General features: G+C 73.9%; 10 protein-coding genes. 6 read left to right on the top strand and 4 right to left on the bottom strand.

Annotated features, from left to right (window positions below; all coding sequences use genetic code 11):
• Positions 1–31: 31 nt before the first annotated feature.
• The gene (locus ACFQSB_RS38360) at positions 32–238 is read left to right on the top strand and encodes an MbtH family protein (RefSeq protein ID WP_380832115.1); all 207 of its coding nucleotides are present in this window, start codon (positions 32–34) and stop codon (positions 236–238) included.
• Between the two features lie 402 nt (positions 239–640).
• Here the strand turns inward: ACFQSB_RS38360 and ACFQSB_RS38355 are convergent, their stop codons facing one another.
• The 4 genes from ACFQSB_RS38355 to ACFQSB_RS38340 all read right to left on the bottom strand — a co-directional run bounded on the left by ACFQSB_RS38355 (position 641) and on the right by ACFQSB_RS38340 (position 7181).
• Positions 641–1717 (bottom strand): iron-siderophore ABC transporter substrate-binding protein, encoded by a 1077-nt coding sequence (locus tag ACFQSB_RS38355; RefSeq protein ID WP_380832114.1) that lies wholly within the window; start codon positions 1715–1717, stop codon positions 641–643.
• Positions 1718–1738: 21 nt separating this feature from the next.
• Positions 1739–3883 carry an ABC transporter ATP-binding protein gene (locus ACFQSB_RS38350; protein WP_380832123.1) on the bottom strand — a complete coding sequence of 715 codons (2145 nt, stop codon included), beginning with the start codon at positions 3881–3883 and terminating at the stop codon, positions 1739–1741.
• A 269-nt stretch (positions 3884–4152) separates the two neighbouring features.
• Positions 4153–5874: an ABC transporter ATP-binding protein gene (locus tag ACFQSB_RS38345; protein ID WP_380832112.1), complete on the bottom strand. Its 1722-nt coding sequence runs from the start codon at positions 5872–5874 to the stop codon at positions 4153–4155.
• On the bottom strand, positions 5871–7181 hold the full coding sequence (locus tag ACFQSB_RS38340) for a lysine N(6)-hydroxylase/L-ornithine N(5)-oxygenase family protein (protein ID WP_380832110.1): 1311 nt from the start codon (positions 7179–7181) through the stop codon (positions 5871–5873). Before ACFQSB_RS38340 ends, ACFQSB_RS38345 begins: the two co-directional genes overlap by 4 nt.
• Positions 7182–7610: 429 nt before the next feature.
• On the opposite strand from ACFQSB_RS38340, the gene ACFQSB_RS38335 reads away from it, so the two are divergent.
• The 5 genes from ACFQSB_RS38335 to ACFQSB_RS38315 all read left to right on the top strand — a co-directional run bounded on the left by ACFQSB_RS38335 (position 7611) and on the right by ACFQSB_RS38315 (position 11775).
• The gene (locus ACFQSB_RS38335) at positions 7611–8036 is read left to right on the top strand and encodes an SPW repeat protein (protein ID WP_354847720.1); all 426 of its coding nucleotides are present in this window, start codon (positions 7611–7613) and stop codon (positions 8034–8036) included.
• 124 nt (positions 8037–8160) lie between these two features.
• Complete coding sequence (locus ACFQSB_RS38330; RefSeq protein ID WP_380832108.1) at positions 8161–9159, top strand: DNA topoisomerase IB; 999 nt, start codon at positions 8161–8163, stop codon at positions 9157–9159.
• 54 nt (positions 9160–9213) lie between these two features.
• Positions 9214–9669, top strand: a complete 456-nt coding sequence (locus ACFQSB_RS38325) for a phage holin family protein (RefSeq protein ID WP_380832106.1) — start codon at positions 9214–9216, stop codon at positions 9667–9669.
• Positions 9666–10517 carry a DUF3618 domain-containing protein gene (locus tag ACFQSB_RS38320; RefSeq protein WP_380832105.1) on the top strand — a complete coding sequence of 284 codons (852 nt, stop codon included), beginning with the start codon at positions 9666–9668 and terminating at the stop codon, positions 10515–10517. The genes ACFQSB_RS38325 and ACFQSB_RS38320 overlap by 4 nt, the downstream gene beginning before the upstream one ends.
• 283 nt (positions 10518–10800) lie before the next feature.
• Positions 10801–11775 carry an alpha/beta hydrolase gene (locus ACFQSB_RS38315; protein WP_380832104.1) on the top strand — a complete coding sequence of 325 codons (975 nt, stop codon included), beginning with the start codon at positions 10801–10803 and terminating at the stop codon, positions 11773–11775.
• Positions 11776–11947 lie beyond the last annotated feature (172 nt).

Raw genomic sequence — 11947 nt, 5'->3', positions numbered from 1 at the left:
TTCCGCCGATCCTGAGGAGAGAGAACCCGAGATGAGCAACCCCTTCGACAACCCCGACGGCGTCTACTCGGTGCTGGTCAACGCCGAGGGGCAGCACAGCCTGTGGCCGGACTTCGCCGAGGTCCCCGCCGGGTGGACCGCCGTCCACGGGCCCGCCGCCCGTCAGGAGTGCCTCGCCTACATCGAGGCCAACTGGACCGACATGCGCCCGAAGAGCCTGGTGGACCAGGACGGCTGACCCCCCGGGGGGCGCACGGCGCACGCGAGAAGCTCGCGCCCCCCGCGAAAGGGCGGTCCTTGTACGGGAGGGCATGGCCCTAGGAAGGGACCAAGCGTCCTTGCGGGCGAGCCTGCCCCCGCGTGGGCGGCCCCTGCCGGAGGACGTCCCCCCTTGGGAGGCCGAGTTCCCGCGTGGAAGGCGTGTCCCCGCTGGGGGAGGTAGGAGGGCGTGCCCCGCGAAAGAATGGGTCCCCGGAGAGGCGTGCCCCCGCGAAGGAAGGGGTCTCCGCGAAAGAAGGGGTCTCCGGAGAGGGCGGGCACGTACAGGAGAAGGTGGGGCCCCTGTACGGGAGAAGGCCGGGCCGCGATGGGAGTCGCGGCCCGGCCCTTCTCTGCGGGCGGTCCCGTGTGCCGGGGCGGGTCAGGAGGCCGGTTCGGTGACCTCGGTGGCGGGGGAGCCGTCGACGGCGGCCGCGAGCTGCGGCGCCAGCCGGTCGAGCGTGTACGGCAGGCTCAGCACCGAGACGAACGAGAAGGCGTTGCCGTAGTCGCCGGTCTCCTTGACGAAGACCTCGCGGCCCTGCCGGACGACCTTCAGGTCGCCGTACAGCTTGTCCTTGTGGAGCTTGGCCGCGTCCGCCGCGGGGTCGGCGACGATCCACACGATCGCGCCGGTGTCCAGCAGGTCGGTGCGCTCCTTGCTGATGTTGGCGCCGAACTGGTCGCCGACGGCCTGCTGCAGGCCGGAGGGCAGCGTGAAGCCCAGCGAGCTCAGGATGCGCGAGCGGTTGTCCTGCGGTCCGTACACGAAGATCCCCTGGTACGGGGTGGCGATCACCGCGGTGGCGCCGTCGAATTCCGGGTGCGCCTGCTTGGCGGCGGTGAACTCGGCCTCGACGCCCGCGACGAGCTTCTCGGCCTCCGCCTCCTTGCCCAGCGCCCTGCCGATGATCTCGGTCTGCCGCTGCCACGGGACGCCGTAGTCGGCGTAGTCCTTGGGCTGGGCCACCACGGGGGCGATCTTCGACAGGGTCGCGTACTGCTCCTTGGTCAGCCCCGAGTACAGAGCGAAGATCAGGTCGGGGGCCAGCGAGGCGATCTTCTCCACCTGCGGTCCCGTGCCGGTGTCCTTGAGCACGACGGGCGCGGCGGCGGCGCCCAGCCGGTCGGTGGCCCAAGGGCCGATGGCGCCCTTGTAGCCGCCCAGCCATTCAGTGGTGCCGACCGGCACCGATCCGAGAGCCAGCACGGAGTCCTGGTCGGTCAGCCCGACCGTGACGATCCGCTTGGGCGCGGCGGCGATGGTGGTGCCGCCGTATTTGTGCTCGATGGTCACCGGGAAGGCGCCGCCGCCCGGGGCGCCGGAGGGCTCGGCGGCGCTGGGGGCGGAGCCGCCGCCGGATCCGGTGCCGGAGCCGCAGGCGGCGACGGTGCCGCAGAGCAGCAGGACGGAGGCGAGCACCGCGGCGAGCCGGGTGCCTCTGGTGGAACGGGACATCGAGATTTCCTTCGGCTTTCGTCAGATGATCGGTGCGTTGTGCGTGGGGGGAAGGTGGAGTTCACCGGAACGGGCGTCCGACCAGGACTCCCAGAGCGCGGCGTAGGGTCCGCCGGCGGCGAGCAGTTCGTCGTGGAGGCCGCTCTCCACGACCCGGCCGCCGTCCATGACGACGACGCGGTCGGCGGTCGCGGCCTGGGTGAGGCGGTGCGCCACCACCAGGGCTGTACGGCCCTCGATCGCCCGCAGGGCGGCCTGCTCCAGGGCGCGGGCCCCGGTGCTGCCCGCCTCGGCCGTGGCCTCGTCGAGCACCGCCACCGGCGGGTCGGCCAGGACCAGCCGGGCCAGGGCCAGTTGCTGTGTCCGCATGGCGGTGAGGCGGTGACCGCCGTCGCCGACGACCGTCCAAAGGCCCTCCGGCAGCGCTTCCACCCAGGTCAGGGCCTCCACACGGGCCAGGGCCTCCCGCAGGTCGCCGTCGGTCGCCTCCGGGCGGGCCAGCCGCAGGTCCTCGGCGAGCGGCCCGGCGAAGACGTGCGTCTCCTGGGTGATCAGTGCCACCGCGGGGCCCGGCCGGTCCCGCTCGGGGACGGCCAGCCGTACCGAGCCCTGCGTCGGGCGGTGGACGCCGGCGATGAGCTTGGCGAGCGTCGTCTTGCCCGCCCCGCTGGCGCCCACCAGCGCGACACGCTCGCCGCGGCGGATGACGAGATCGACATCGTGCAGCACGGACCGCCCGGCCTCGTACGCGTGCCCGACCCCGCTGACCGTCACCACGGGGTCCCCCGCAAGCAGCGAGCCTCCGGCATCCTCCGCACGCTCCGCCCCCTCCGACGACGGCCCCGCTGACGCCCCCTCGGATGACTGCCCATCCAATGCCGGTCGCCCGGGTGACGGTCGCCTGGGTGCCGGCAGGCCGGGTGCCGGTCGTTCGGACGGAGCCTGTTCGGGTGCGGGTCGCTCGTACGGAACCCGTTCGGGCGCGGGTCGCTCGTACGGAACCCGTTCGGGCACCGGCCGCTTGGACGAAGCCCGTTCCGGTGCCGGTCGCTCGGATGGAGCCCGTTCGGGTGCGGGGTCCTCGGGTGCCGCCTGGTCGGCGACGCCGACCAGGCGGGCGAGGCTCGCGGCGGCCGCCTGGGCGTCGTCGGCCAGGACCAGCGCGGAGTTGATCGGCGCGAACAGGCTGTGGAAGTACAGCGCCGCGGCCGTCGCCGTGCCGATGGACACCGCGCCGCCGCGCACGAGGAGGAACCCGGCGACCAGGACCGCCGCCAGGCCGATGTACTCCGCCACGTGCAGGCGGCTGTAGAACCGCAGCACCAGCCGTACCCCGCGCATGGTCAGCTCCACCGCCGACCACGACCGCTGGGTCACCCGCTCTTCGTGCTCGGCCTCCAGCCGGAACGCCCGGACGGTGGAGGCGCCGCTGATGCTGTCCAGGAGTTGCTGCCGCTGCGCCCCGTCGGCGACGCGCTGCCGCGCGTACAACGGCACGGCGTTGCGCACGTACCAGCGCGCTGTGTGCGCCTGGATCGGCACCACCAGCAGCGCCGCGAGCAGGAACCGCCAGTCGAGTACGGCGAGCGCCCCGAAAGTGAGCACGATGGCCAGCAGTGAGCGGGCCAGTTCGGGAAGGGCGGTCCGCACGGCCTCGGCCACGCGCGAGACGTCACCGGTGACCCGGGCGGTCAGGTCGCCGGACCCGGCCTGCTCCACCTGCGCGAGGGGAAGCCGAAGGGCGCGTTCGACGAACCGCTCGCGCAGCCGGGCGAGCGCGGTCTCCCCGAGCCGCGATATCAGGGAAAGCCCGAGCGCGGTGCCGGCGCCCTGGACGACGGCGACCAGCACCAGCAGCGCCGCGGGTGCGGTGAGGGCCTGCGCGGGGCGCCGTCCGGCGACCAGGTCGACGATGTGCCCCAGCAGTGGCTGGATGAGCAGGCCGGCGGCCGTGGCGGCGACCATCACCGCGAACCCGCCGAACGCCAGGCCCCGGTGCGGTCGCAGCAGTTCCCGCGCGGCGGCCCAGGTCCGTGCCGGGTTCGCCGTGGGCAGCAGCGCCCGTTCCCCCTCAGCGGAGACGGGCGCGGACGTGGCCGGCGTCAGGCGATCCCCGGCGACGCCCGTCCCCGCCGCACCGTCGCCCATGCCGGCACCGCCGCTCATGCCGGTATCGCGGCCCAAATCGGTAACGCCGCCCATGTCGGTACCGCGGCCCATGTCGGTACTGCCAGGCATGTCGGGGCGGTCGGGCGTGTCGGTGTCGCCTGTCACGCCGGTGTCAGTCACGCCGGTGTCGCCTGTCACGCTTACGCCGCCGTCACCCGTCATGCCCGTGCCGTCGGACGTGCCGGTGTCGCGTGTCATGCCGGTGTCGTCGGGCGTGCCGGTGTCGCGTGTCATGCCGGTGCCGTGGGGCGTGCCGGTGTCGCCCGTCATGCCAGTACCGCCGTGCGGTAGGCGGCGTGACGTCGCACCAGTTCGGCGTGCGGGGCGCTGTCGGTGACCTGGCCGTCGTCGAGCAGGATCACCCGGTCGGTGACCGCGAGCAGCGCGGGGCTGGTGGTGACCAGGATCGTCGTGCGGCCGCGGCGGAACTCGCGGACGCCCGCGGCGACGCGCGCCTCGGTGACCGCGTCCACCGCGGTGGTCGGGTCGTGGAGCACCAGCACGGGCCGCTCGGCGGCCAGGGCCCGGGCCAGGGCCACGCGCTGGCGCTGCCCGCCGGACAGCGAGCTTCCGCGCTCGCCCACCGCCGTGTCGCCGCCGAGCGGCAGGGCGCGGACGATCTCGTCGGCCCCGGCCGCCGCCAGCGCGCGGGCGATCCGGCCGGAGCCGGCGTCGCCGGGCGCCGCGGCCCCGACGTTGTCGTGCAGGGTGCCCTCGAACAGCTCCGCGTCGTGGTCGGCGACCAGCACCGCCATGCGCAGGTCGGCCGGGTCCAACTCGTTCAGCGGTACGCCGTCCAGCTCGACCACCCCGGAGTCGGGGTCGGACCGGCGGCCGAGACAGCGCAGCAGCGCCGCGGCGTCCGCCGGATCGGTGGCGGCCACGCCGAGCACCTCGCCGGGGGCGACGTCGAGGTCCACCTGGCGGAGCCCGCCGTGGCTGACGCCGCGCAGCCGGACCGCGCCCCGCACGGGCCGCGCCGGCCGCGCGCCGCCGGAGGTCACCCGCGGCGGCGCGGACAGCACCTCGGCGATGCGTGCCGCCGAGGCCCGGCCCTGGGCGAGGTCGGCGTTGACGTAGGAGAACACCTCCAGCGGTCCCAGCAGGAACAGGGCGAGACCGACCGCGGAGACGAGCTGGCCCAGGCTGATGTCGCCCTGGAGGGCGAGCCGGCCGCCGGTGAGCGCGACGACGGCGATCAGGCATCCCGTGAGGGTCAGCACCATGCCGTTCTGCAGTGCCTCCGCCCGGGCCGCCCGCAGCGTGGCCGCCAGCGAGTCGCGGCTGGTGCGCCGGTAGCGGGCGACGGCCGCCGACTCGGCGCCGATGCCCTTGAGCACGCGAAGCCCGGTCACCAGGTCGGTGGCGACACCGGAGGCGTGCGCGGCGCGCTCCTGCTCGGCTTCACTGCGGCGCTCCAGGGGCTTGCCGAGCAGATGCCCGAGCCAGAGCAGCACGGGCGTCCCGGCCAGCACCGTCAGGCCGAGCGGCACGGAGATCCGCAGCAGCACCACGGCGCCGACCAGGAGCCCCGTCAGCGCCGAGATGCCGATCATCACGGCCATGGCGACGGCGCCGACGCGCTTGGCGTCCTCGGTCGCGATGGTGGCCAGGGTGCCCGGCAGCCTGCCGTTCTCCGCCCCGCCGCGGGGATCCAGCACGCGGCGTACGAGTTCGACGCGCAGCGCGTGGGCGCTGCGCTCGGCGGCTCGCTCCCCGGCGCGGGCGCCGAAGCGGAAACCGAACGACAGCCCCACGTACACGACGGCGAGCACCGCGAGCCACCCCAGCAGCGCCCCGGCGTCGCCGCCGGCGACGGCCTGGTCGATCACGACGCCGATCAGGACGGGGACCAGGGCCTCGCCGGCCTGGTGACCGGCTCCGAGCACCGAACCGAGCGCGAGGTCGCGCCGCTGCCCCCGGATGGCGCGCAGCAGTACCGCCCGCCCCGGCGCACCCGTCCGCACCCGCGAGGAGCCACCGGTCACCCTGTGGCCCTGGGGGAGGAGGCGGAGGGCACGTGCGGGCGTCCGGCCGGGCCCAGGATGGAGCCGAGGATCTCTCCGGCCCGCACGGCGGTGGTCGACAGCAGCGTGGAGGCGATGCCGTGGGTGTGCTCGGTCGCGCCCTGCAGGTAGATGCCGCAGTCCATGCCGCCGGTGGTCTCCAGGCGGTGGTCGCGGCCCACCCGCAGGCCGCCGCGTTCGTCGCGCAGGCAGTACGCGCCGGCTGCGCCGAGCAGGTCCAGCGGGTCGACCGGCCGGTACCCGGTGGCGTAGACCACGGCGTCCGCCCGCAGCCTCTCCACCTCGCCGTCGGCCAGCGACCGCACGGTCACCTCCACATGCGTGCCCTCGTCGCTCAGCCCGGTCACCCGGGACATGTTCATGACGCGAAGGCGCTCGGTCCCGGCCGCCCGCTCCTCGTACACCCGCCGGTAGAGCTCCCGCAGCAGGTCGAGGTCGACGACGGCGTAGTTGGTGTTGGCGTGGTAGTCCAGCAGCATGCGCTTCACCGGTTCGGGTGAGGCGTAGAAGTCGTCCACGGCGGCCGGATCGAAGATCCGGTTGGCGAAGGGGCTGTCGTCGGCGGGGCTGTACCCGTAGCGGGCGAACACGGCGCAGATCTCGGCGCCGGGAAACCTGCGGTGCAGGTGTTCGGTGACCTCGGCGCCGCTCTGCCCGGCGCCCACGACGACGAACCGGCGCGGCGGGGAGGTCAGGCCGTCCAGTCGGGTGAGCAGCTCCTGGCTGTGCCACACCCGGCCGTCGGGCACCATCCCGTCCGGCAGCGTGGGCCGCAGGCCGGCCGCGACCACCAGATTGCGGGCGCGGTAGGTCGCGAGCTCGCCGTCCGGCCCGCCGCGCTGGACGACGACGTCGAGCAGCTCCACCCGCCCGTCCGCGTCCTCGACCGGCCGCACGGTGACGACCTCGGCGCCGTACCGCACCCGGTCGTCGAAGTCGGCGGCGACCCAGGACAGGTAGTCGTGGAACTCCAGCCGGGTCGGGTACATCGTCTTGAGGTTGATGAAGTCGGCCAGCCTGCCCTTCGCGTGCAGGTAATTGACGAAGCTGTGGCGGCTGACCGGGTTGCGCATGGTGACCAGGTCCTTCAGGAAGGACACCTGCATCGTCGCGCCGTCGAGGAGCATGTCGCGGTGCCAGCCGAACGCCTCCTGCTTCTCCAGGAACACGGCGTCCAGAGGGGTGCCCCCGCGCTCGGCGAGGGCGACGGCGAGGGCGAGGTTGGACGGGCCGAAGCCGATGCCGACGAGATCATAGACGCGGGTCATGGCGTCCGCTCCTTCATACGGTCTGGTCCTTCATGCGATGGGGGGCGATGCCGGGAAGGGCTGGACGAGGTAATGATTAGGTATGCCTAACCTAAATTAGGTAAGGCATACCTAAGTAACCATTCCGCCCGCATGGCTGTCAAGCTCGGGGCGGAGTCGAGCGGGGGCGAGGGAGGCCAGGTGGGGTCGGACGGGGCCGCTAGGGGTTTCGGCCAGGACCGGGCGGCCCCGGCGCCGGACGGACCACGCGTACGCCGTGGTGTCTGAGACGCGCGCGGTCCGCGGCCGAAATGGCGTTCCATGGCGTTCAATCTCATGATCAGTCATGACGATTGGAATTATTTGCCCAGGTCACCGTGATCCCGGCCTCCATCTCGGGTATGGCGAAATTGATCCGTTCCGAGAAGCAAAACGGGAGGCGGTGAGGTCATGACTAGACCGACCGGCCTGGAGGCGCACCCCGACATCGTGGCCATGAGAGCCAAGTACGAGCGGGCGAGTTCCAGCATGGCGGCGCAGGTGATAGACGGGCTGACGCTCCTGGCGGGGCTCTATCTCGCGATATCCCCGTGGGTGGTGGGGTTCAACGGCCTGTCGCGGCTGTCGGTGAGCAACATGGTCACCGGGCTGGCCCTGGCCGCCCTCGCCCTGGGGTTCGCGTCGGCGTTCGGCCGGACGTACGGGCTGACGTGGATCGCGCCGATCCTCGGGGTCTGGACGATCCTGTCCCCGTGGATCATCCGGTCCCACACGACCGGGTCGATCTGGAACAACGTCATCACCGGCATCGTCATCCTGCTGCTCGGCCTCGGCGCCATGGCGGTGGGCAACCGCAAGATGCCGATGCGGCAGTAACGGAGTGCCCGGCCGGGTGTGGCGGGCGCGCCTCGCCACACCCGCTGCGCGCTCCCGCCGGCGGCCGGGCGGCATCCTGGACCACCCGGCCGTTTGCCGCGCTCAGCACGGGTATGGGGTCCTCGTGGAGCTGCGACAGAGCAATCCCGCCGAACCGGGCATCCGCCGCAGGCGCCGGGGACGCGGGTTCGGCTATCACTGGCCGGACGGCCGGCCGGTGAAGAACCGGCGGACGCTGGAGAGGCTCAAAACCCTCGCCATCCCGCCGGCGTGGCGCGAGGTATGGATCTGCCGGGACGCCGACGGCCACATCCAGGCCGTGGGGACCGACACCGCCGGCCGGCGGCAGTACCGCTACCACGACGTGTGGCGGGAGGAGCAAGATCGCGTCAAGTTCGACCGCGTGTGCGAGATGGCGCGCAGGCTCCCCGCCTTCCGTGAACGCGTCGGCAAGGACCTGGAGCGGCGCGGCCTCAGCCGCGACCGCGTGCTGGCCGCCGCGGCCCGCATGCTCGATATCGGCTTCTTCCGCGTCGGCGGCGAGTCGTATGAGTCCTACGGGCTCGCCACCCTGCGAACCGAGCACGTGACCTGCGGAAACGGCATGGTCACCTGCTCCTACCCGGCCAAGGGCGGCAAGCCCAGGGAGGTCCGGCTCATCGACGCCGAGGTCTGCAAGGTCGTCACCGCGCTGCACCGCGAGGGCGGCGACGGAGAGCTGCTGCGCTACCAGGAGGGCTCGGTCTGGGTGGACGTGCGCAGCGAGGACATCAACGCCTACCTGCGCGAGACCATGGACTTCGAGGTGACGGCCAAGGACTTCCGCACCTGGCACGCCACCGTGCTGGCGGCGGTCGGCCTGGCCGTCTCCGCCCGGGCCCGCAACAGAACCGGCAGGAAGCGCGCCGTCAGCCGCGTGATGAACGAGGTGGCCGACTACCTCGGCAACACCCCGGCCGTGGCGCGGGCCTCCTACGTCGACCCCAGGGTGATCGACGCCTTCGACAAGGGCCGCACGATCGAGCGGGCGCTGGTCGAGCTCGGCGCCGACGCCGGGTTCGGCCGGCTCGCGACGCACGGTGGCGTCGAACGGGCGGTGATCAGCCTGCTCCGCCGTTCATAGCCGCTCCCGGCCGGCGCCGCGCTGCCGGAGCCGGGGAAAGGAAGGGGAACAGCCATGACCGACCTGAAGGACGGCCGCGCGGCCGCCACGGACCTGGGAGACGGCCGGCCCGCCGCTAACCCGTACGCCTCCCTGTCGACCGCCGAGTTGGTCCGGCACCTGTCGGAGGACGTATCCCGGCTGGTCAAGGACGAGATCCGGCTGGCCGCCATCGAGCTCACCGGCAAGGGCCGCAAGGCCGGCCTCGGCGCCGGCCTGTTCGGCGGCGCCGGAGTGGTCGCCCTGTACGGCGGCGGGGCGCTGGTCGCCGCGCTGATCCTGCTGGTGGCCCAGGCGCTCGCGCCCTGGATCGCCGCCCTGATCGTGGGCGTGGTGCTACTGATCGTCGCCGCCGTGCTCGCGCTCGTGGGCAAGCGGCAGGTCGCCAGGGCCACGCCGCCCCTGCCGCAGGAGGCCATCCGCAGCATCAAGGCCGATGTCGACGCCGTGAAGGAGAGTGCACACCGATGACCGAGAACGACCCGATCGGCGCGGACCACCGCCCCACCGCGGGCGAAGTGGGCCTGCGCAGACAGGAGCCGGGCACCGCGACGCCTGAGTCCGCCGGCCCCTCGCTCAACGTGCCCGAGGTCCACGCGCCGCCCAAGCCGTACGTGAAGCCTGTGGTCAGCCACGGCAGAGGCGACCCGCTCGCCGGGCTGTCCGAGACGCCCGTCCGCGCCGCCGAATCGACGCCGGCCGCCGAGCCCGGCCACGGCTCGCCCGACGGCCACGGTTCGCCCGACGGCGGGCACGGCGGCACGCGCGTCTCGGAGGCCGACCGGCTGCGCGACGACATCGTGCGCACCCGCGAGGAGCTCGGCCGCACGGTCGAGGCGCTCGCGCACAAGGTCGACGTGAAGTCCCGTGCCCAGCGCAAGGTGGCCGAGACCAAGGCCGCCGCCAAGGAGAAGGTGACCGAGACCACGGCCGCGGCCAGGGACAAGGTGACCGGCACCACCGCCGCCGCGAAGGAGAAGGCCGCCGAGATGGCCGACCGCCTGCGCGGCGTCACCCACACCCGGACCGGCGAGGGGGCCACCGGCATGGACACCGAGATGGACACCGGCCTGGGCCTCGGCCCGGGCACGGGGGAGACGGCCCGTGAGCCTGTTCCCGAGCGGCTCAGAAGTGTGGCGGAGCAGGTTTCCACCCAGGCGCGCCGCCGTCCTGGTGTGATCATCGCGGCGGGCGCCGCCACCGTGGCCGGGGCGGGGCTGCTCGCCTGGGCGCAGCGGCGCGCCCGTCCCAGCACCGCCCACGAGGCGTGGCACGCGGCCCGTCAGGCCCGCGACCGCATGCTGTCCCGCCACACCTGACCACCCCGCCGCGCCACGCCGCGGTGTGCGGCGTGGCGGAGGCGCGGTGTGCGGGCGGGTGGTCTCTCGTCAAGCCGATCGGCTGGGAAACAGCGGGTCATGGGAGGCATGTCGCGGTTGTCGGCGCCGAAGCGGCGGCGGATGCTCGACAGGCGCCATCAGGCGCCATCCGCGTAGCACCGTCGTCCGCTTCGCCGCCGACCGCCCGTTCGACGGCCCGTCCGCCATCCCCCCGTCCGCTCCGCCGCGCAGGGCGCGGCGGACTTCGCACGAGGGGAACCGCATGCCGCCGCATCCCAACATGGACCCTGAGCTGGCCGCGGGGCTGGAGCACGCCTTCATCCCGCCGATCGACTTCGCCCGGATGTCCCCCGAGGACCTGCCGGCCCTGCGACGGCGGATGGCCGGCGCGTTCGCGGCCATGCCGCCGATGACCGGTCCGGGCGTCACGGTCGAGGACCAGCGTGTGCCCGGCCCGGACGGCGCGCCCGACATCAGGCTCCGCGTCTACCGGCCCGCCGAGCGCCGCGGCCCGGCGCCGCTGCCGTGCCTGTACTGGATCCACGGCGGCGGGATGATCCTCGGCCTGGTGGAGATGGACGACGCCCGGGTGGCGACCTTCGTGCGCGACGTGGGGTGCGTGGCGGTCTCGGTGGAGTACCGCCTGGCCCCTGAGCACCCGTACCCCGCCCCGGTCGAGGACTGCTACGCCGGCCTGGTGTGGACGGCGAAGAACGCCGGCGACCTCGGCGTCGACCCCGCGCGCGTCGCCGTCGGCGGAGGGAGCGCCGGCGGAGGGCTCGCCGCGGGCACCGTCCTGCTGGCCCGCGACCGCGGCACCCCCGCCGTCGCCTTCCAGTTGCTGCTGGCGCCCATGCTCGACGACCGGGGAACCACCCCCTCGTCCCTGCGGTCGGAGGATGCGGTGGCGTGGAACCGCGCCGCCAACGCCTTCGGCTGGCGGGCGCTGCTGGGCGAGGCGGCCGGGTCCGCCGGCGTGCCGCCGTACGCGGCGCCTGCCAGGGCCGGGGACCTGTCCGGGCTGCCGCCCGCCTACATCGACGTCGGCGAGCTGGAGGTCTTCCGCGACGAGTGCGCCGACTACGCCCGCCGGCTCGTCCAGGCGGAGGTGTCCACCGAGTTCCACATGTACCCGGGGGCCTTCCACGGGTTCGACGCGCTGGTGCCGGGCGCCGAGCTGAGCCGCAGAGCCGTCGCCGGACGCTCCGCCGCCCTGCGCCGCGCCCTCGCCCGTTGAAACGCGTGCCCGCCGTGCCCGCCCTGCTCACCGTGCTCACCGTGCCCGCCGTGCCCGCCGTGCCCGCCGTGCCCGCCGTGCCCGCCGTGCCCGCCGTGCCCGCCGTGCCCGCCGTGCCCGCCGTGCCCGCCGTGCCCGCCGTGCCCGCCGTGCCCGCCGCGCCCGCGGCGGG

The sequence above is a fragment of the Sphaerisporangium rhizosphaerae genome (assembly GCF_042665155.1).
Lineage (GTDB): Bacteria > Actinomycetota > Actinomycetes > Streptosporangiales > Streptosporangiaceae > Sphaerisporangium > Sphaerisporangium rhizosphaerae.
Note: the sequence above shows the minus strand (reverse complement) of the source record. Positions and strands in the feature narration are given on the sequence as shown.